The 21,974-nt window shown below is 49.3% G+C and carries 13 protein-coding genes; 2 read left to right on the top strand and 11 right to left on the bottom strand.

Annotated features, from left to right (window positions below; genetic code table 11):
- Positions 1 to 87 precede the first annotated feature (87 nt).
- The 8 genes from GJR95_RS34930 to GJR95_RS34895 form a co-directional block, all read right to left on the bottom strand.
- Positions 88 to 1,560, bottom strand: a complete 1,473-nt coding sequence (locus GJR95_RS34930) for a RagB/SusD family nutrient uptake outer membrane protein (protein WP_162390260.1) — start codon at positions 1,558 to 1,560, stop codon at positions 88 to 90.
- A gap of 15 nt (positions 1,561 to 1,575) precedes the next feature.
- Positions 1,576 to 4,566: a SusC/RagA family TonB-linked outer membrane protein gene (locus GJR95_RS34925; RefSeq protein WP_162390259.1), complete on the bottom strand. Its 2,991-nt coding sequence runs from the start codon at positions 4,564 to 4,566 to the stop codon at positions 1,576 to 1,578.
- A 94-nt stretch (positions 4,567 to 4,660) separates the two neighbouring features.
- On the bottom strand, positions 4,661 to 5,908 hold the full coding sequence (dgoD, locus tag GJR95_RS34920; RefSeq protein WP_162390258.1) for a galactonate dehydratase: 1,248 nt from the start codon (positions 5,906 to 5,908) through the stop codon (positions 4,661 to 4,663).
- A gap of 130 nt (positions 5,909 to 6,038) precedes the next feature.
- Positions 6,039 to 7,394, bottom strand: a complete 1,356-nt coding sequence (locus tag GJR95_RS34915) for an enolase C-terminal domain-like protein (protein ID WP_162390257.1) — start codon at positions 7,392 to 7,394, stop codon at positions 6,039 to 6,041.
- Between the two features lie 161 nt (positions 7,395 to 7,555).
- A complete protein-coding gene (locus GJR95_RS34910; RefSeq protein ID WP_162390256.1) occupies positions 7,556 to 9,091 on the bottom strand; it encodes a SusD/RagB family nutrient-binding outer membrane lipoprotein in 1,536 nt (511 codons plus the stop codon).
- A 96-nt stretch (positions 9,092 to 9,187) separates the two neighbouring features.
- Entirely contained in the window at positions 9,188 to 12,334 is a 3,147-nt protein-coding gene (locus GJR95_RS34905) for a SusC/RagA family TonB-linked outer membrane protein (RefSeq protein ID WP_162390255.1), read from the bottom strand.
- Positions 12,335 to 12,515: 181 nt separating this feature from the next.
- The gene (locus tag GJR95_RS34900; RefSeq protein ID WP_162390254.1) at positions 12,516 to 13,757 is read right to left on the bottom strand and encodes a mandelate racemase/muconate lactonizing enzyme family protein; all 1,242 of its coding nucleotides are present in this window, start codon (positions 13,755 to 13,757) and stop codon (positions 12,516 to 12,518) included.
- 56 nt (positions 13,758 to 13,813) lie between these two features.
- Positions 13,814 to 14,854: a LacI family DNA-binding transcriptional regulator gene (locus GJR95_RS34895; protein WP_162390253.1), complete on the bottom strand. Its 1,041-nt coding sequence runs from the start codon at positions 14,852 to 14,854 to the stop codon at positions 13,814 to 13,816.
- A gap of 294 nt (positions 14,855 to 15,148) precedes the next feature.
- Here GJR95_RS34895 and GJR95_RS34890 point away from each other — a divergent pair, with 294 nt between their 5' ends.
- The gene (locus GJR95_RS34890; protein ID WP_162390252.1) at positions 15,149 to 16,024 is read left to right on the top strand and encodes an SDR family oxidoreductase; all 876 of its coding nucleotides are present in this window, start codon (positions 15,149 to 15,151) and stop codon (positions 16,022 to 16,024) included.
- A gap of 138 nt (positions 16,025 to 16,162) precedes the next feature.
- Here the strand turns inward: GJR95_RS34890 and GJR95_RS34885 are convergent, their stop codons facing one another.
- Positions 16,163 to 17,863 (bottom strand): DUF6909 family protein, encoded by a 1,701-nt coding sequence (locus GJR95_RS34885; protein WP_162390251.1) that lies wholly within the window; start codon positions 17,861 to 17,863, stop codon positions 16,163 to 16,165.
- Positions 17,864 to 18,573: 710 nt separating this feature from the next.
- On the opposite strand from GJR95_RS34885, the gene mtgA reads away from it, so the two are divergent.
- Positions 18,574 to 19,407 (top strand): monofunctional biosynthetic peptidoglycan transglycosylase, encoded by an 834-nt coding sequence (mtgA, locus tag GJR95_RS34880; protein ID WP_174260249.1) that lies wholly within the window; start codon positions 18,574 to 18,576, stop codon positions 19,405 to 19,407.
- Positions 19,408 to 19,499: 92 nt separating this feature from the next.
- Here the strand turns inward: mtgA and GJR95_RS34875 are convergent, their stop codons facing one another.
- Together GJR95_RS34875 and GJR95_RS34870 are read right to left on the bottom strand one after the other, a co-directional pair.
- On the bottom strand, positions 19,500 to 20,435 hold the full coding sequence (locus GJR95_RS34875; RefSeq protein ID WP_162390250.1) for a carbohydrate kinase family protein: 936 nt from the start codon (positions 20,433 to 20,435) through the stop codon (positions 19,500 to 19,502).
- A gap of 95 nt (positions 20,436 to 20,530) precedes the next feature.
- Positions 20,531 to 21,907, bottom strand: coding sequence for an MFS transporter (locus GJR95_RS34870; RefSeq protein ID WP_162390249.1), 1,377 nt, complete (start codon positions 21,905 to 21,907; stop codon positions 20,531 to 20,533).
- Between the last annotated feature and the right edge of the window lie 67 nt (positions 21,908 to 21,974).

Here is a 21,974-nt window from a genome sequence, read left to right as displayed (position 1 = left end):
TTATAGGTCTAGTTTACAGACTATTAAAGGTTCGGATTTGAAGACCTATAAGGTTTTTAAAACCTTATAGGTCTAATTTACAGACTATTAAAGGTTCGGATTGATCGATGTATCTGTATAAGGCAGCGTGAACCAGTAATTTGCCTTGGTGATTGGCTTGATCGGTTGCAAATCGTCGGGGCTTTTGGCAGCATTGGCTTCCTCCACTTTTTCTAGCCGGATCAGGTCAAACCAACGGGTACGCTCGCAGGCAAATTCCCAGGCACGTTCCTGTACTACCGCATCGGCAAATTGAGCGGCAGTAAGCCCATCGCCGGGGGAGAGTGCTTTGGCTCCTGCTGGTAAACCCCGCAGACGAACCTGATTCAGTACATCATAGGCCGCCTGGTCAGGTCCACCCGTACCACGCGCTTTGGCTTCAGCATAGATGGTCAACACATGAGGGTAGCGCATCATGACGGATGGCAGCGAGATACTTGAGGTAACGACATTGCCTTTGATATACCACTTTTTGTAGTACGGATGTTTCGTCAGGCTTTGCTCCCAGGGAATTGTGGTGGCACCCAAACCGAACGCGGTACGGAACGTGGCATCTTTGCGTGGACCTGCCGGGAAGTTCTTGAAGAAATTAAGCTCGGCAAACATATCGTCCCAGCCACCTTCTTCTCCTGGCATTGTGGTGTTGCCATATGTAGCATTGGCGGTACCGCTGCCACCCGTAAATCCATTGATCTGAAACACTGATTCCGGAATAATGGCCACCGCCGGATCATTGTCGAAAACAGCCGCGAACGTCGGCATCAACTGAAACCCGTATTTAGTCCGATTGTCGATCACCTCTTTGGCTTTAGCCGCAGCCAGATCGTATTTATCAGCTTGTTTGAGTGGCCAGCCCGCCATGGTCAGATACACATCGGCCAGAAACGCCTTGGCAGCTCCAGCATTGGGCCGACCTGGATCGCGACGAGTATCGGGCAGCATGGCTTCGGCTTTCTTCAAATCCTCAACGATTAAGGCGTACACCTCGGCTGGCGTCGATTTTTTGATGGTGAGCAGATCAGCCGAATATTCACCCGCCAGAACCAGCGGAATGTTGCCATAAAAGCGGGTTAACCAGTAGTAGGAAAACCCACGAATGAAAAAGGCTTCGCCCGCAATAATGTCAATTGTTGCTTTAGTGCCGACCGTTTTTGCGTAGTTATTGATTACGTTGTTGGACCCCTGAATGGCTTTGTAACAGCCAGTGTATACGGCCCCGGAGCGCTGGTTTGTGGTTGATACGTTAAACTGGTCGAATTCACGCCAGTCAGCTTTGTTACTGGCTGGGTGCGTCGTTACGTCGTCGCTGCCAATGGTAGCCGCATTGGCCGATGGGTGAAGGAACCCGTATGTCCATTGATTCCCCAGGCCCCGATAGGCTCCGGTCAGCGCCGATTCCAGTCCGTCCTGGGTCGAAAGAACGTTCCCGCCGTATAATAGCCCCGTTGTATCTTCTTCGAGGTAACCCTTACAGCCTGCCGTGAGCATGGCCGCCATTCCTATTATTAATAATTTTTTCATGATTCATCAAAGAGTTTAGAAGCCCAGGTTGATTCCGAGTGTATACTGTTTGGCGTTTGGATAAGAACCATAGTCAATACCGATGGCGGTATCGGTGCTCGAACCAACACGCGCCGATTCTGGATCTGGACCTTTGTATTTCGTGATCGTAAACAGGTTTGTGGCGCTGGCAAATACCCGGATGTTTGCTTTGTTTTTAAGGAAACCCGTTGGTAAGTTGTACGACAGACTTACGTTTTTCAGGCGAACAAAGCTACCATCTTCCAGGAAGCGGCTCGACTGCGTGAAGGGCTGATACGTTTTCGTAAACGCTGGTACGTTCGACGTTTCATTGCCTGGCCGGTAGTAATCCCGGATTTCCGACAGAATGAATTGCCGTGCATCGCCCGAACCCGACAGGGCAGCCGCCCGGGTGTAGTTAAGCTTATCGACACCAAATACGCCGTTGAAGAATACGTTCAACGTCAGTCCTTTGTACGTAAACGTGTTGTTCCAGCCCCCCGTTGCTTTCGGGAAAGCCCGGCCTATGATCTGAAAGTCATCCGTTGTGATTGCGTTGTCGCCGTTGAGATCCTGGTAATGCGGATCACCCGGTACGCGCCCCTGCTTGGCGGCTGCATCGGCTTCGTTTGGTTTCCAGGTTCCCAGATAATTCAAGCCCCAATAGGAACCCAGCGGCTCACCCGGTATCAGCATAAACTCATTGGTCGTCGACATACCCGCGCCGACGCCCGTACCCTGACCTAGTCGGGGCAGACCACCTAAACTGATCACCTGATTTTTTAAAGTAGAAAAATTCAGATTCGTCTCCCAACGGAAGCTACCAGCTGCCAGTGGCGTGCCACCGATAGAAAATTCAAATCCCTGGTTTTCAACTTCACCTACGTTCCGGGCTTGCGTACCGCCACCGGCATAGCTTGGAATCGCTACGTTCAGGAGCAGATCGGTTGTGTTCTTCTTGAAGTAATCGGCTTCAACACGTAGTCGACCATTCAGGAATTCCATTTCCAGACCTACGTCGACCTGCTTGGTTGTTTCCCATTTGAGATCCGGGTTACCGGGATTGCCCAGCAGCACTCCGGCCGTAGCCGCTGAATTGTTAAATGCTGAAACGGCTGTACCATACGTTGAAATAGTAGCGTAGGGGTTAATGGCCTGGCTACCCGTCATACCCCAGCTTCCCCGTAGTTTCAGGTTATTGAATACATTAAGTTTTTTGATAAACTCCTCTTCCGATAACCGCCATCCCAAGGCTACAGATGGGAAAACACTGTACTTGTTATTAGGGCCAAACTTGGACGATCCATCCCGACGGACGGCCGCTGATACCAGGTATTTGTCTTTGTAACCGTAGTTTACACGTCCCAACAATGACATCAGCGTCCATTTCTGATAACTTGAAGCCACGGTAGCGGCTGTATTGCCGCCGATGTTATCATAGCCCAATTGCGGAAACCGAAGCCCTGAAGCACTGGCGGTAAAGTCTCTGTTTGTGAATTGCTGGGTCTCCAGAACGGCAACGGCATTAATCGAGTGATTGCCTATTTTGACATCGTAATTCAAATTATTCGTGTTTTGCAGCGTCACTTGCTCGGCCGAATACCGGCTTGCCGTCGGTACGTTGTTGGAGAGTCGCTTACCGTTTAAATTCAGGTTTTGCGCATTCAGGTAATTGACGGCATACTGCAAATCGATCGTCAGCCCTTTGATGGGAAGTTTATAGTTTAACCCACCATTGATGTTGATACCGCTCCGGTTCGCATCGACCGATTGATCGTACAGGTAATCCAGCGGGTTACGATAAACAGAACCAATTGGGTCCGTAAACGTCGGCTGACCATCGGCACCGTAGGCGGGTGTTGTCGGAGCCCAGGCCAGTGCCTGAACGATGGCACCACCGTCGAGCGTGTTGTGATTTTGCGACCGCGTACCCCACAAATTCAAGCGAAACGAAAGCTTATCGTTGATCTGCGTATTTATGTTGGTCCGCAGGTTATACCGCTTAAACCCACTGTTATTGACGATACCATTTTGATTCAAATAGTTTCCCGATACCAGAAAGGTCGTTTTGTCGCTACCACCCGACAGTGTAATCTGGTGTTGCTGGCCACCACCGTTCCGGAATACCAGGCTCTGCCAGTCAGTACCGCCATTTTGTTTAAACTGTGCGATCTGATCGCTTGTGAATGGCAGATTGGAACCCGTAGCCGTGGCACGGGCATTAACGATTTCGGCAAATTCGCCAGCGGGTAATACGTCGTATTTTTTGATGACCTCCGACGTACTGAACTGACCTTCGTAGTTGACTTTAAGTCCTTTAGATCCTTTTTTGGTCGTAATGATCACGACGCCATTCGCCCCGCGACTACCGTAAATGGACGTCGAAGCGGCATCTTTCAAAATCTGGATGGTCTCAATGTCACTGGGGTTGACGAAGTTAAAATCGGCACCAACGAACCCATCCACGACATACAGCGGGTTGTTATTCCCCAGTACCGAGTTGGCTCCTCTGATTCTGATTCGGGCATCGCCACCCGGTGCCCCATTGGTCTGGCTGACCTGCACACCCGCAGCCCGCCCCTGCAATACCTGATCCAGACGATTAACGGGTTGCTGGGCAAATTCTTTGGTTGAAATGGCCGTCAGAGCGCCCGTTACATCGGTTTTGCGCTGTGTACCATAGCCAACGACAACCACTTCGTTGAGCGTTTTCAAATCTTCGGCCAACTGGACATTAATGGCAGTGCGACCGTTTACCGGAATAGTTTGACTCACATAGCCAATGTTTGAAAAGACCAGGGAGGCATTCCCCGCTGCATTCAGCGAAAAGTTGCCCGAGGCATCGGTGGCGGTACCAAGTGATGTACCACTAACCTGCACGTTTACACCCGGTAGCCCCTGATTGTCGGGGCCGGTGACTTTGCCAGTCACTCTGGTATTCTGGGCAAAAGCATAGCTCTGGCTCAGAAGCAGCAGAAAAACGAAAACTTTTAGAGTTCTTTCCATGGTAAGGAATTCATTGAATACTGGGAAATAAAGGTTTAACTGTGTTTAAAAAAAGAATAGGTTTTATGGTAAGAGGCTTGTAATCAAGGTAATATTACCAGTCCACGACTGATCCGTCGAGGGCATTGTATGATTCGGGATTTTTCCAGTCGTGGCCGATTTTGTCTTTCATTAGGGCTTCATCCAGTTCGACGCCCAGACCTGGTCCTTTCGGAATGAGAACCGTACCGTCGCTTTGTAATTTGAAGGGATTCTTGAGATAGCCTTCGCCCAGGGAGACCTGCTCCTGCACCAGGAAATTGGGGACGCAGGCCGCCAGGTTCAACCCCACTGCGAGAGAGATTGGCCCCATCGGATTATGCGGAGCAATGGGAACATAGTAGGCTTCAGCCATGCCCGCTATCAGGCGCCCTTCCGTAATGCCACCGGCATGGCAGAGGTCAGGTTGTACGATGCTGGCGGCTCCTTTTTCCAGAATTTCGCGGAATCCCCATTTCGTGAAAATCCGTTCGCCAGTGGCAATTGGCAAATGTGTTCCTCTGGCAATGTCAACCATTGTATCCACGTTTTGGGCCTGGCACGGTTCCTCAATGAACATGGGTTGGAAGGGCTCCAGCTGCTTGATCAGCACCTTAGCCGTTTGTGGCGAAATATTGCCGTGGAAGTCGATAGCAATATCCATTTCAGGGCCACCCGCTTCCCGTAGCGACGCAAAATTGTCGACGGCGTATTTAATGAATTGTGGATTTTCGACAATATTGGCCGGGTTCTTATGGGCAACGCCCGTTTTGATAACCGTGAACCCTTCGGCCTTCCGCTTCTTCATGTCTTCAGCATTACTGGCCCGGCCATACACCCGAACCCGGTCGCGGGTAGGACCACCGAGCAGTTCATAAACCGGCACGTTCAACAGTTTGCCTTTAATGTCCCAGAGCGCATGATCGATACCACTCAGGGCACTCGTTAAAATCGGCCCTCCACGGTAAAATGCATGACGATAAATGGCTTGCCAATGATGAACAACCTGACGAGGGTCTTTACCAATCAGATAAGGCTCTACTTCTTTAATGGCGGTTTGGATGGTTAGCGCCCGGCCTTCGAGAAGCGGTTCACCTAAACCATATACACCAACATCGGTATGAATTTTCAGGAAAATCCACCGTGGCTTGACCAGAAAGGTTTCGAGTTTCGTAATCTTCACTTTGCTGTAATCGGCAAAGTGTCCGGGACTGGCGGCATACGACGTTTGAGGGAGTACTATCGAGCCCATGCCTGCTACACCCAGTACCGATTGTATGGCCGAACGACGGGTTATGCCTGATTTCTTGGTTGATGATTTCATCTTTTTAAGTAAAGGCGTAGGTTATTTAATCGTTTAAGCAAGTTCTCAAAACTGAAGGGTTAGTAGAGGTACTATTTCCAGGATTCGATTTGGGCTGTGATTTCAGCCCAAATCGAATCCTGGAAATAAGTTACGGTCTGATAATGGTGCCATCCATCTTGCGCACCTGCCAGTTCGACTTGGTGCTGATGGGATACTTGGCGGCCTCCTTCTCGTTGATATCAACCCCCAAACCCGGTACCTCGTTGACCGACATATACCCCTTGTTCATCGTCGGACAGCCACTGAACACCGACTGCGTCTTCTCCGAAAACTGCACCGCTTCCTGAATCCCAAAATTCCACACCGCCAGATCGATGTGCGCATGGGCCGCATGGCCCACCGGCGAAACATCACCCGGTCCATGCCAGGCCGTGCGGATGTTGAACCATTCCCCCAACCGGGCTACCTTCATGGCGGGGGTGATGCCCCCGATCTGGGAGACGTGAATCCGGATGAAATCGAACCACTGATTCACCATCGGCTCCTTGAACTCGTTGATGTTGTTGAACAATTCACCCATCGCAATGGGCACCGAGGTGGCCTGCCGCAACTGGGCAAACCACTTCATGTTCTCGGGCGAGAAGGGATCTTCGATGAAGAAAGGCCGGTACTCCTCCACCCGCTTGATCATGTTGATGGCATCGATGGGCTGCACCCGCTCGTGGATGTCATGCAACAGTTCGATCTCATCGCCACACTCCTTACGAACCACCTCAAACATCTTGGGCACCGACTTCAGATAGAGCCGCTCATTCATGTAGTTGTCGGTCTCTCCTCCGAAGTTGGCTACTTTGAAGTCGGGTTTATCGGCCGTAGCGCCCACAGCACCATAGCCACCCTGCTGGATGCGGATGTATTTGAAGCCATCGGCCATGAATTTTTTGACGCTGTCGGCGGCTGCTTCGGGGGTATTGCCCCCGGCATGGGTGTAGCAGGGGATAGCGAATCGGACTTTACCGCCCAGGAGCTGGTAGACGGGCATGCCAGCTCGTTTTCCTTTGATGTCCCACAGGGCCTGATCGAGTCCGGAGAGGGCATTGTTGAGGACGGGTCCGTTTCGCCAGTAGGAGCTGACATAGGCGGCCTGCCACATATCCTCGATGTTATCGACGTCTTTACCGACGCAGAATTCGTTGAGGTAGGTGTTGATGGCGACGATGACGGTGGCCGCCCGCTGGGTGAAGGTAGCGCAGCCGAGTCCATAGAGTCCGGGTTCAGAGGTTTCGACCTTAACGACGATGAGGTTGGAGCCTTGTGGGGCGGTGGCGATGGCTTTGACGGATTTGATTTTAACGGGTGCTGCCCCTAGGGCGTATCGGGGGGTAGTTTGTTGTTCTCTGGCCTGGGCGGTAGAGAGTCCGCCGAACAGGCTGAGGAGTCCGGCGGAGGAGCCCATACCCAGCATTTTCAGCGTATCCCGGCGACTTTGATCAAGTTGATTCATAAAGAGAAAAGTAAGAGTTAAAGAATGTATTCTTGCCGTAGAATTCCGCCCGGAGATACGCCGACGACAAAGGTTCTCTACAGAATTAGTTATCGGTGGGTGTCTACGATGTGTAAGCGCACCCCCAGGCAGCCTTCTGCGGCAAGAAAATAAAGAGCTGTTTATTTTTTATCCCACCAAACGCGTGTATCGAGTGTGTTGGGTCCCTGCCGTGTAATCGCTTCGTTCAGGCTGCCCGAGTTGACGACAATCTCACTGTCTGGATAAGGCATACGTCGAATGAAATCACCTTTCACTTCAGAACCGGGATAGGGGTTTTTCTTCAACGCGGGAAATCCACTGCGCCGGAAATTGGCAAAGGCTTCGTTGCCATCTAAGAAACTGGCCACCCAGTATTGAGTATTGATCAGGTCAAGGGCTTTGGCAGTATCCAGCGGGTGAGCATCTAAATACGCTTTTATCGTTGCTTCCGGTATAGTTGATCCATAGGATGCCATTTGCTCAAGATTGGCTCTAACGCCCTTCGCAAAATAGTCGGCAGCGGTTCCCGACACCCATCCCCGTACAGCCGCTTCTGCCAGCAACAGTTGAACCTGTGCGTAGGTGATGTGGAATTCGGGAGCATCTAACTTCAGTACTGTAGTGAGGTTAACCTGCGAGAAATCCCAGAGACTAGCCACGCCATTCTGGGCCAGTACCGTTGTAATCGATACATCGTTATAGCCCATTGGCATACCGATCTGTTGCTTCGGATCGGAGGTAGCGCGTGCGTCGACTTGTTCCTGACCCCCTTTGGCACCTACATAGCGTACGGCAAAAATGGGCAGGCGGGGGTCGTTGTTCTCTTTCAGGTAATTCACAAAGGGAGCTGCGAGGTAGAAATTGGTTTTTTCGCGGGCGGCCAAGTGGTTGGCAATGTAGTTGTTATAGATCGCTGTATGCCGAAGGGTCGAATTGTCGGCGTTGGATTGCAACACACCACCTGCCACGGCTTTCTTTACGTAACTTTCTGCCGTTGCCGGATCGACTTTCGTCAGGCGCATGCCTGCCCGTAGCATAAAGGAATAGCCTAGTTTTTTCCACTTGGCTACGTCGCCACCGTACAGAATATCGGTAACTACCGGAGTTTGTGTGGTGGTCAGAGCCGCCGAAGCCTCATCGAGTTCCTTCAGGATGTCTTTATAAATATCCTGCTGAGCGTCGTATTTAGGCGTGATAATCTCTGTTGTGTAACCCTGTCCTGCCTGAAAGTACGGGATATCCCCATAGGTATCGGTCAGAATCATGAACACGTAGGCTTTCCAGATGCGAGCCGCGTTGTAGGTATTCGACTGGAGCGGTTCACCCTTGGTTTGCTCCAGTACAGCTACTAATTGCTTAAGCACATTGCGGTAAAAATTGGTCCATACAAGGGGTGTATTACTACCGTTTATCTGATCGTAATTGGCACCTGACAGCGAGCTGCCATAGGGCGTAATGATCTGCTGAACAATGCCGAAGTTGTAGGTCAGCATACCCAGCGTACCAAACCCATCGAGGTAGTTGGTATTAATAATGGCCTTATTGAGAACCATAGACGGGGCCAGGAATGTAGGGTCTACCTTATTGGTATTTACCTCATCAAAGCCATTATCGCAGCCTGTAAGCAGGCTCAACGAGAAGACCAGTGCGAGTGTATATTTCAGATATGGTTTCATGATTTGTATCGTTTTTTGTTTTTGTCATTCCGATATCGGAGAACTATTGAGGGTTGTACTGCTTTAAGATTCCTCCCTGAACGGACTGATAAAAAATTAAAATCTGACATTTAAGTTAAAACCAATGCTGCGGGTAGGTGGCAGACCCGGCCAGAAGTCCAGTCCTACGGCATTGTCTGACGAAACCAGTGCTTCTTCGGGGTCCATGTTTTCGGTCCATTTCTTGATAACCAGGACATTGTTTGCCACCGCATTGAGCTTCAGTCCTTTGATGAAAAGGCGCTGGGGAAGCAGTTTGCTGAAATCATAGCCCAGCGAAATCTGCCGCAGTTTCCAGAATCCGGCATTGAACACAAAATCTTCATTGATACCCAGTGGGTTAATGGATTCGTAGAAGGGCTGTACGGCTGCTCTGGTCTGATTAATTTCCCCGTTCGGATTGACCCCATTGCCAATTACATAACCCACATCCCGGCCTGGCAGCGTCCTTTTCGACAAACCATGACGCATGTAGTTAATGTTACGACCGGCAATCATTTTATGACCCAGCTTGAAGTCGATCAGGGCCGATAGTGACAGCCCACGAAAGGTGAACGTATTGGTTATACCGCCAAAGTAGGTTGGGAGGGCATTCCCTACGTTTACCAGGGTGTTATTACGAAGTGGCATACCGCTATTTTGGTCAAACACCTGCCGTCCCTGCGCATCCCGCAGGTAAGTGAAAGTGTAGAGTTGACCGATAGGTTTGCCAACTACCTGATTCAGCGTTCGGCCACCACCGCTGCTTACCGTAATGACGGTATCATTGGGCGACAGACCTAAGCGCAGAACTTTCGAGGTATTGTAGGAAACGTTGGCGCTCACGTCCCACCGAAAAGCAGGTGTGTTTACGGGCGAAAACGTCAGCAACATCTCAAGGCCCTGATTCATACTGCGGCCTACGTTGATCAGCTTGCTGGTATACGAGGAGGCATCTGAAATCTGAGCGGCCAGAATCTGGTCGTCTGTCGTTTTGTGGTAATACGTAAAATCAAAGCCTACCTTGTTGTCAAACAGCTTCAACTCCAGGCCAACCTCGGCTTCCTGAATGCGAAGCGGGCGCAGGTTTTTGTTCGGAACGACCGTTGCATTGATGCCACCCACCGGCACGAGTTGTCCTGCTGGGTTGGGGAATGAATTGTTATCGACAGCGTAGTAGAGCGCATTGGAATAAGGATCAACGTTATCGGAACCCACCTGTGCGTAGGCTGCCCGTAACTTTCCAAACGACAGCCAGGCGGGTAATTTTTCAAACGCCTGCGAGAACACGAAACTACCCGTTACGGATGGGTACAGAATGCTGCGGTTAGAGGGGGCCAGCGTCGAAAACCAGTCGTTGCGGGCTGTTACGTTCAGGAACAGATAATCCCGGTAGGAGAAGGTTGCGGCTCCAAACAGGGAATTGATTTTTTTCTCGGAAAGGGCATAGATCGGATTTTTGATCCGGCCATTAGCAACCGTATACAGACCCGGATTTACGAAATCCTGCACCGTTACGCTGTTGTAGTCATTACGGGCATAACGAGCGTTGCCTCCTAAGGTTATATCTACGCCAAACTTTCCAAACGTTTTATTGCCACCTAGAATGAAATCTAGATTTCGTTCAGTGTTCTGGCGTACATCCTGTGTGTATGAGCCATTTACGAAGCCAACCGGGGCTTTGGCAATAGGAGCGTATCCATTGGGGATATTATAGTCCTGATTGCGAATGAAAAAATCCTGGGCAATCCTTGCCTGTAGATACAGCCAGTCGGTAAACTGGTATTTCAGGGCCACATTGCCGAACAGTCGATCGCGTCGGATGTTCTCAAAGTGGCGACTCATGGAATAGTACGGGTTGTTCCGAACCAGAAAGCGCGAAAACACAAACTCGTCGCCGTTGGCCTCGGTCTGATTATCCCGCAGGGCCTGGAAAGGCATGGAGTTGGCCAGTGTGAAAACCACCGTCGATACCGAAAAGTCCTGCGTGTTCAGTTGGGGCGGATTGATGTTATTCTCCTTTGAGTAATTGATGTTTCCAGAAGCGGTCAGTTTGCTCGTGATATTCTGGGTGAAGCCCAGATTGATCACTTTGCGGTTAAAGGTATTGTTCTCCATAATCCCCCGGTTGTCGGTGTTACCAAACGACAGGCTGAAACCACCGTTTTGACCGTTATTTGCCACGGTAACGGTGTTGGTGAAGTTGGTGCCTACACGGTAGAACTGCTTCACCCGATTGTATACCGGCTCGTAGGGATAGGTTTTGTTGTCGAACAGAACCTGGGTCATACCCGGTTGAAACTTCTCACCAAAACTCCACACGCCCGATGTCGGTCTGGTGGTGGTTGGCCGTTTACCCCCTTCGCCCTGACCGTATTCGTACTGAAAATCAGTGAAATCCAATGGTGTATCAGTGGTGAAGTTGGTGTTGTACGTTACGCCAAATCCTTTACCAGCCCCCCGGCTTTTGGTCGTAATCATGACAACGCCGTCTTTGGCGCGTGATCCATACAGAGCTGCGGCTGTGGCTCCTTTCAGCACGGTCATGGTTTCAATATCGTCGGGATTAATGCTGGAAAGGCCATCGCCCCCATCGGAACTGTTGTTGGGGAGGCCAGTCGTGGTACGGGGGCCAAAATCACCCCCAAGGGAAGAGTTGGAATTGTCGATTGGTACGCCGTTCACGACGATAAGTGGGTTGTTCTGTCCGCTAAAGGACGACTGACCACGAATCCGGATTTTGGCCGTTCCGGCGGGCCCCGTTCCCATGGTAGTGATGTTTACACCCGCCATTTTCCCCTGTAGACCGCTCACGAAATTGGGTGTTCGGTTGACAGAAATCTGTTCGGCATTGACGGTGGCTGTTGCATAACCCAGCGTTTTGGCCTCTCTCTTGATACCTAATGCGGTAACGACTACTTCGTCGATGGCTTTTGAATCTTCCGCCAGTTGCACATTGACAATTGATCGGTTATTGATCGGAATGGTCTGCGTTACGTAGCTGATGTACGAAAAAACCAGCGAGCCAGTAGCTGGGGCATTGATTGAATAACTTCCTGTTGCATCTGTTGCCGTACCTACAGCCGTACCTTCAACCAGGACGTTAACACCTGGTAGCCCCTGACTGTCGGGGCCTGTCACCTTACCGGTTATTCTGTTTGCCTGAGCCAGGGCAATGCCACTGCTCAGAAGCAGAAAAAAAAGAAATACTAGAGCTTTGTTCATGTGTAGTAGAGATTGAGGTTAATGGAAAAGGGTAAAAATCATCCACTTATATCAATGATAAATATTGATATAGTTCAAAATTTTGAAGGCTCTAAAAACAGCTACCTGGCCCAACTAAAGCGTTGGGTTTCAGTAGCTATAAACTTTTCTTTTTCAGGTTGTCGTTAAGCGTACCAGGCGGTTACCAATTGTGGATGGCTCCGTCGGGGCTTTTTAGCACAGGATGAGGGAACTGAGTTTTGGCAGTAACCTCCATAACAAACGTTGCTTTCTTGGGGTCGAACTTGACACCCAGTCCTGGTTCTGGATTCAGGTATAATTTGCCGTTTTTGAAGTTGACGAAATCCTCGTTGAAGTAGGCAGGACGTTCTGGTTCTCCACCACCCAGTTCCATCAGACAGCGGGTTGGGCTGCTGGAACCAAGTACGTGCACCAGCGTGGCCGTTGAGAGCGGGCCCGTAAAGTGCGGAATCATACCAACGTAGTGCGTTTCGCACATAGACGCCAGTTTCTTGAATTCAGATATACCACCCGTATTGGGAATCGTGAAACGTGTATAATCGATTAAGCGTTGCTCAATGAAGGTATTACTGTCCCAGCGATCGCCGAATTGCTCACCAACAGCAATGGGTACTGTGGTCATCTGCCGGACGGTTTTGTAGACGTCCGGATTTTCGGAGCGTACAATGTCTTCTACGAAATAAGGCTCCAGATTCTCCAGGGCTTTGCAGATTTTTATGCCTTCGGTGGTGTCAAACCGGGTGTGCAGATCAATGGCCCATTTACCACCTCCCCCAACGGCGGCATCGATTCGTTTACATAACTCAATGGTCTTTTTAGCATTGTCATAGAAATCGAACGGGGTTTCGCCGTTACCTCCCGTTGGCCCGATCCGGTAGGCCCGCAGCCCTGCTTCTATACAATCTCTGGCCCGTTCTTCTTCTGTTTTTGCTTTCGATGCCCGAAAACCAGTCGCGTAGCATTCGATATATTCGCGCGTGGCTCCCCCCAGTAGTTCATAGACCGGAACACCTAACGCCTTGCCTTTAATATCCCACAATGCCATTTCAAGCGCGCCGAGCGCATGTAATTTCTCTCGGCCTGGCGGATAAAACATACCCCGATAGACACTCTGCCAGATGTGCTCGATGCGGAATGGATCTTCACCAATAATCATTTGAGCGCACTGCTCGATCATATCTTTAGAACCACCTTCGCCAATTCCGATGATGCCGCCATCGGTTTGAATCTCAACAATGCCACGCGCCTGATTGAAAAGCGGTTTATTATAACCCGGTGCACTGTAGTACCGAATTTTGGTGATTTTTAATTTGGGTGCGCTCTGAGCCAAACTTGCTGGCAGCCCAGCCCATACGGCGGTTGAGCCTACTAAAGCAGATTTAAGAAAAGATCTTCGTTGCATAGGAGGGATTAGGAATTTATTGTCAACAGCTTAATCGTTTAAGCAAATGGGTAAATTTAAGTCGGAACAACAGGTTTAGCCGTTGAAGACGCGCGTTCTACTAATTCGGCTTTCATTAGTATTTGTGCGGGTTCGTTTAGGTTATTTTTCAATTTTTTGACTAATAGTTCAACAGCTGTCTGGCCCAGCAAGACTATCGGCTGTTTGAGGTAAGTGATCGGGCAATAGTATAATTCAAATACTTCTGCCTGCCCAAAACTGACAATAGCCAAATCGGCTGGTACGTTCAAGCGTAATTCGTTAATATATTTTAATCCATTGATTGCCAGGCTATAAGTTGCGAACAGGATCGCATCGACTGGGCGATCTGCTGCCAGCATTTCATCAATGGCTGCTTTTACTCCATTTTCAATTGTATTGATTCGAACTTCCTTTAACCAGGACTTTTGAAAGTGTCGGTTATTGTCTCTCAGCGAATCCTTATAACCCCGTATCCGTTCCTGCATGTGAAACATCTGCGAGTCATAGGCAATCATTCCGATGCGTTGATAGCCATTCCGAATCAAGTGGGAACACGCTTCATACGACGCTTTATAATGATCCGTAGATACAAAATCAGTGGGTATCTCCGGAAAATATCGATCTAAAAGAACAAATGGTATATTCTTTTCTTTGAGGTAATGAATCTGTTCTTCAGAGTTTTCGGCGGAAACGATAATAAAGCCATCAACCTGTCTATTGATCAACACATTTAATAAATCCCGCGATTTACCCGCGTTTTCGTCGGAACTGCCAATAATGACCGTATAGCCATTGTGCTTCGCTTCATCTTCAACTACCCTGGCTATGTTGGCGAAGAAGGGGTTCGATATATCGGCGATAATGAGGCCGATGGTATGCGTTTTCCCGCTTCGTAAACTTTTGGCAAGGTGATTGGGCTGGTAATTCAATTCGGCCGCGATCTGCTTGATCTTCTGCGCAATCTCATGACCAACCCGGCTCTCTTTTTCCTTTCCATTCAGAACATAGGACACTAGAGCGGTAGAAACCCCTGCTTTTTGTGCTATATCCTTTAACGAAGTTTTTTTAGTACTCATTTAGTTTTTACGGCTTTCAAATCTATGCTTAATCCTTTAAACAAAAAAGAAATGAGTGGAAATTTTTAATATATATTTAATAAATAGCACTATTAGTATTCGCCTAACTATGAACCTGAGGACTAGATAAAGTCAAATGTTACTGAATTGTGGAGCATAACGTTTCACGCGTTGTTCCTGACACTTCCCGATTGTTTTTAGCGGCCTCATAATTTCTATCCTTTCGAACAGGGATAGTAGCACCTCAATTTTGGCCTGTTGAACCAAAAATCTTTTTAATCAGGAACAGTCTGTATGAAAACTTTAGTAATTGGAGGAACGGGAACCGTAGGGAGCCAGGTAGTAGCTGAACTAGTACGTAAACAGGTATCTGTGCGGGTATTAATTACTTCACCCGAAAAAGCAGCCTTATTGCCGGAAGGTGTTGAATTCGTGGTTGGGAACATGGATGAGCCCGGTACGTTACCTAAAGCGTTTGCTGACATTGAAACCGTATTTTTATTGAACCGCCAGAGCCATACAGAAGCCGCTCAGGGCCAATTTGCTATAGCCTCGGCCAAGCGGGCAGGGGTGCGTAAGATCGTTTATCAGAGTATCCACGATGTTCGTAGAGCACCGCATGTGCCTCATTTTCAGCCTAAAATAACCATCGAAAATGTGCTGAAGCAATCGGGGTTACAGTATGTGTTCGTCAGTCCCAATAATTTTTATCAGAACGATTTTTGGTTTAGTAAAGCCATTGCCGACTACGGAATCTATCCGCAACCCATCGGTGAGCGGGGGTTGAGCCGGGTCGATGTACGTGACATCGCCGAAGCTGCAGCAACCGTTTTATTGACTGATGAATATAACGGACTAACCATTCCGCTGGTGGGGCCAACAGTGTTGACAAGTGCTGAAACCGTCAATATCCTAAGCGAGCAGCTTGGTTATGAAGTTCACTATGCCGGTAATGATCTTGACAGCTGGGCAGCGGAAGCCAGGAAGTCTTTGCCAGCCTGGATAGTTGAAGACTGGAAAAAGATGTATCAGTTCTTTCAGGATGAAGGCTTGGCCGCTTCTGCTGAAGATATTGCTCTAATTACCCGTGTTTTAGGCAGATCACCGCGTAGTTACGCTGATTTTATTACCGAACACGCCAGTGTGTTCGCGCAACAGGTTGTTGCCTGACCGTGAAGAATATCGCATCTCCGGTCAGTGAGGTAAGTTGTATCGTTTCCAACTTATTCTACTGACCGGAGCACTTTTTTTTAGAAGCCCAAGGTATTGTCACGTCAGCGTGCTAATCTCCACAAAAGTTCGCTTAGGCTATGTCAGCACTTTTTCCAGACATTTCACCGTGATGAGGTAGGTGGGCTTTACGCCTAAGGTGCCCAGACTGCCAGATGCCAGCGTCGCCCCAGTAAGTAACGGATTATCAGATGCATAGTAAGCGTAGCGAACTTTAACGTTCGTCGGGACACTATCCCGTATTTTTGACTGTGCCTGAATGGCTTTCTGATAATGAGCGCCTTCCATTTCGAGGCCGATTGCTTTCCAGGAGGAGTTTTTAAAGTAGCTAAGCACGTCTTTATTCTGCAGCGATGTGCCCAGTACGGTAATCATTGCCCCCTCATACACGCCCAAGCCGTGACCTTCAAAGTCCTCTTTGCAAAAATCATTTTCTAACGGATAGTTGTCGGCGGTGCCTTCAAAAATGTGCGAGGTTGGAATCATCAGATCTCCTTTTTCGCCAGTCAGAATTCCGGCTTTCCCGATAATGGAAATCGAGGCTACATTTAACGGAAACGTTTCATCTCCTCGCTCAAAGGGTTTTAGTAATTCGTCCATTGTTTCAAACGCCTGCTCGCCGAAGGCATAATCCATAACCAACAGCAATGGCTGCGTCTTCCGGATGTGCTCCGGGTCATGGGTAAGTTCCGATGAAAGCGTTGAAGTATTCAGCTGTGCTGTGTCAATGATCTGTACCAACAGGCTGGTTCCGGCAATGTCTTCCAGCAAATGCATACCATGTTCGGCGGCATAGCTAACAACCTGTTTTCGCAGTTCCCGTTGGGTTGGCTGACTTAATTTCAGCGCCAGATCGTAGAGATTATCCCAGGTGGTAACATCAGCCAATGCGCCGGGGGCATACAGGCAATTCATGACACTGTGTGGATTGGCGCTTATGATATGAATGGGGCGATCCTGAAGATTATGTTCCCAGATGTATTGTTTAATGCGCGTTGCCCACCGTTCGCCATAGAGGTGCTGGCCAATCCGCTCGCGGAGCATAGGCGTAAAGTTGATCTCACGGGCTGTATTCGACTCGCGAATTTCCCGTACCGACACACTGCCCAATCCATAGACGATCTGAAACAGACCATTGTTGGTTCCGCTGTTTTCGGCAAACCGCTGATAGGCATGCTGTGTTTCCTCAAACGTTCTGCCCAGAATGGAGCTGAGGTACATTAAGGCCAGCTCGCGCTCATCGTCATTAACTGTTCCACCCGACTGTATAATGGCTTCCAGTTTCTCCCACTCCCGGGTTCGGCTTCCCCGTTCCTGAAAGGCATTCCGCCTGATTTTATCGGCTTCCATGAACATAAACGTCAGGTGCGTCAGAATGTCGTAGATTTCGCTACGGCCATTGGTAACTTCAATCACCATTTGTTCACTATCGATCCGGTAACAATTGCGACGACGCTTGGCGGGAACCAGCACCGGGAAATGAGAATGTTCAAATCCCTCTCTGGAGGCTAGTGAAATAACCCGGCAGGATTCAATGCCTTTGGGGAGCCGATCCATAACATAAACAAGGCCGTCTAATTCAACCCGTTGCGGGTCGCCAACCAATCCATAAATTTCGGGTTGAAGGATCAGTAAAGCCCGACGGATTTCTTCGCCGGATACACCCGATGGCTTATAAAACCCCCGGTTAAACAAATGACGCATGGTAATGTACAACCGCTCAATGGCAACGCGCGACTCCTGAGCGCGGGTAAGTGGGGGGGAAGGAATTAGATCCATGAAAATGTGGCTAACGTAAGATGGTTGCAAGTTACAGCTACTGTTTGGGTCATCCTGCATTGTAGTTGAGAGGAGTAACAGGATTGACCGGATTTAAGTTGGCCGGTTAATCATTCCGTTTAAATTTGGCCGTTTGCCAGAATGCTTTTATCGATGTTGGATCACTGCCTTCACAAATCTAGACTTAATAGTCATCAACGATGCACCGACTTCGTCTCTCACTAGCTGTACCCGTTTATGCATACATTTTACATTGTATGCTTACCAAAAGTGGTTGAAAGTTACTTTGTTCTGGATTTTTAAATTCGTCAGTTAAGCAGTGGATGTGGTGATGTGGTGTCGGTTTCTCAAAACAGACACAGGGAGGTTTTGAGAAACCTCGCCGTTCATGCCAAATGCGGTTTTGAGAAACCGCATTTGGCCAGGTTGAAGAACCTGACCACACGCCAGTACCCGATCAAAGGTGTCAAAATTGTTGGCATCTCGGCAACTTTACGAACTAAACCATCCACGAGTTGCTACCGTATTAAAACAATTAGTAAAGTGAGTGTCAATTAATAAAATGTCAAAGGCCTATTTCTCGTTAAACCGGAGCAGGGCAGCGGAGTCTAAACAAGGCTTGATGAATTAAGGGGCTTGATGAATAAAAGCACAATAATTCATCCACGCTACTGGAAAAATCTTCATTTTCGCGTAATAGACTCGCTTTTATGAATCCTCCTCAGCGCCCTGCTAATACATTCAGGACGGCTACTCAGCAACCCCGGCCAAAATTGGGCCATTCATCGGTACAACGTCTACAGAAAAGTGGACGCTGGCAGCAGGCGCGTCGTTTTATTCGTGAACGACCCTTGTTGGAACGTGCTTACCTGTTCTGTATCAAGGCTTTCCTCTGGCTATTTTTCGGTTCACTTGGCTACGTGATCGCGCTGAAATACGTGCCTGTTTTGATCACCCCTTTAGTTATTTCGCGCTGGATGGATACGATCGGAACGGACGAAAGTAGCCACGTTTATAAAAAATGGCGGTCTTACGATGAGATCAACAAAGAGGTTGCGCTTGCTGTCGTTTCGTCCGAAGACCAGGCTTTTCCAACGCATTGGGGATTTGACTTCGACGAAATCCAGGATGCGATCAAAGAAAACCAGACTCGAAAACGACCGCGCGGAGCCAGTACTATTTCGCAGCAGGTTGCCAAAAACGTATTTCTATGGAACGGTCGCAGCTACATTCGGAAAGGGCTGGAAGTGTATTTTACGGCGCTTATTGAGTTGATCTGGGGCAAAAAACGCATACTGGAGGTTTATCTGAACGTGGCTGAAACGGGCCCGATGACCTTTGGCGTAGAAGCTGCATCAGAACGATTTTATGGGCACTCAGCCGCAACACTCTCGCGCAATGAAGCCGCCCGAATTGCTGCGGTACTACCGAATCCGCTACTTTTCTCCATAAAAAATCCGTCGAATTACGTCCAGCGCCGAACACGGCAGATTGCCCGGCAGATGCGTTATCTGGGCGGTCAGAAGTATATTCGAAACTTGTAGCTGGATTAGGGTAGTCGGTTCGCTACCATGTGAAGGGTGGTTGAAACAGAAAAAGTCAGCCACTCAACCGGAAATCGAACACCATAAACTGCCTATCGGTATAGCAACTTTCGATCAACCTGACCGGGGAGTGGTCCCTGGCGGGTAAGTTTCATCTGGGCCAACGCGGCTCCCGATCGGGCGCACTGCTCAGGATCGAGACCATCGACAAAAGCCGTCAGAAAGCCCGCCCAGTAAGCATCTCCAGCCCCCGTAACATCAACAACATCGACTTTTTTGCCCGGCACTCTGGCCTGTTGTGTACCGTTATCATAAGATACCAGACTACCATTTGGTCCCATTGTAAAACAGATGGTCAATGCGCCCATTTTATGGAAATCGCTCAGAATACGTTCCGTTGGCTGTGTTTCACCATACAGCCGGACTGCATCATCTTCACTGAGTTTAACTAAAGCACCAGCCGAGCAGTAATCCGTTAGTACCCGCCACGCCTGTTCACGATCTGGCCAGATGCTGGGGGCATAGTTCGCATCGATACTAACCTGACAACCGGCAGCCTGAGCGCGTTTAGCCGCATCTACGATGGCATCCTGTGCCGGTTGCCGGCTTAAAGCGAAGCAGGTTGTATGAAACAGCTGTACCTGTTCCAGGAGAGAGTCGGGTATCTGGCCGGGGGTAATCTGGCAATCGGCATGCCGATAGGCAACGAAGTCGGGTGTACCCGCCGTTCTTGAAACCAATACGATGGTTGTTGGTTCCAGCGGATCTCGTGTAATGAATTGAACGTCAACTCCGGCTTCGGCAACCTCGCGGGTGAGGTATAGTCCTATATTATCATTACCAACGCAGGCGACCATGGCCGTTTTATTACCTAGCCGGGCCATGTTGGCGGCCATGTTTGCCGGACTTCCACCCTGATACCGCCTAAAGTCAAGGGAGTCGAGAAGACTGGATGAAACATGATGGCCGATAAAATCGGCTAACAATTCGCCAACGGCGAGGAGCGTATAGGGGCGGGGAGTCGTCATAACGTGTTCTTAGTAGGCGGTAGGCAGCCAATCCAGGATATAGTGGCACAAAAAGTCAACTGCCTACTGAAGACTGCACACGGCCTAGTATTGACTTAATTTCCCCCTGGATGAATTGGTAGAGCAGCTTCCTCACTCGGCTTATTCTCTTTAACCAGAAAACAGGCACCAGCTGCCAGAATCAGGCAAATGCCGCACAGAATCAGTGCATTGAGTGGATCACTACCCAGTAAATTTTTGTATAGAAATGGAATCGTGATCATGTTGATGATCTGGGGCACTACGATAAAGCCGTTGAAAATGCCCATATACACACCCATCCGTTCTTTCGGAACCGATGACGACAGCAGCACATAAGGCATCGATAGAATTGATCCCCAGGCCAGACCGACCATTGTCATGCCAATCAGAAAAGCACTTTTATCGCTCGAAATCAGCATGGACAGAAAACCCAGTCCGCCGATTGTCAGGAATGTAGCATGCGTAGCCCGACGACCGATGCGGGCGGCAATAGCAGGTAGAAAAAACGAAATGCCAAAACAACCCACATTGAAGAGCGCAAAGCAATCATTACCTACTTCGATTCCTTTTTCGAATCCCGGCGATTCGGGTGATGGGGCATTAAAGGCATGTCGCGCAATGGCAAGAGAAAGATACTGCCACATGAGGGGCAAGCCGTACCATGTGAAAAATTTGACCCACCAAAGCTGGCGCATGGTAGTCGGCATTTCGCGTAGTGCCACGCCTACTTCAGTGAAAATATGAAGCAGTCCACCACCCTCGCGTTTTTCACGCTCAAACGCGACCATGTCTTCGGGCGGGTATTCTTTGGTTGTGTAAACAGTCCATAGTACGGCAGCCAGTACGGCCACCGCACCAACGTAAAAAGCATACTTTACAAAGTCAGGAATACCGTTGGCTCCGGCGGCTACCATCGTTATACCAAACAGCGGCAATATACGGGGCATCAGGTTCGCTAGTGTTTGCCCAAAACCCACGAAGAAGCTTTGTACGGCAAACCCCAGATCGCGTTGTTTATCATTTAATTTATCGCCAATGAAAGCGCGAAATGGCTCCATCGATACATTAAGCCCCGCATCCAGCATCCACATCAGACTGGCGGCCATCCAGAGCGACGTAGAATTGGGCATCAGTACCAGGGCAATGCTGGTAATAAGGGCACCGATCAGGAAAAAGGGTTTCCGACGCCCCCACCGTTCTGACCATGTACGGTCGCTCATGGCCCCAATAATGGGTTGCACCAGCAAACCTGTCATCGGGCCGGCCAGCCACAACGCTGGAATAGCTGATTCATCAGCGTGCAGATACCGAAAAATGGGACTCATGTTGGCCTGTTGCAGACCAAATCCGTACTGAATGCCCAGAAAGCCGAAACTCATATTCCAGATTTGCCAGAAACTCAACTGAGGTTTTGGTAAGGTTGTTGGTTTCTGAATTTTTTCGGTCTGCATGTACTGTATATTTTAAAGAGTAGCCGTAGCTTTATAGAATGCACAACAATAATACACAGACGTTTGC

This window comes from Spirosoma endbachense (genome assembly GCF_010233585.1).
In the GTDB taxonomy this organism is placed as follows: domain Bacteria; phylum Bacteroidota; class Bacteroidia; order Cytophagales; family Spirosomataceae; genus Spirosoma; species Spirosoma endbachense.
Note: the sequence above shows the minus strand (reverse complement) of the source record. Positions and strands in the feature narration are given on the sequence as shown.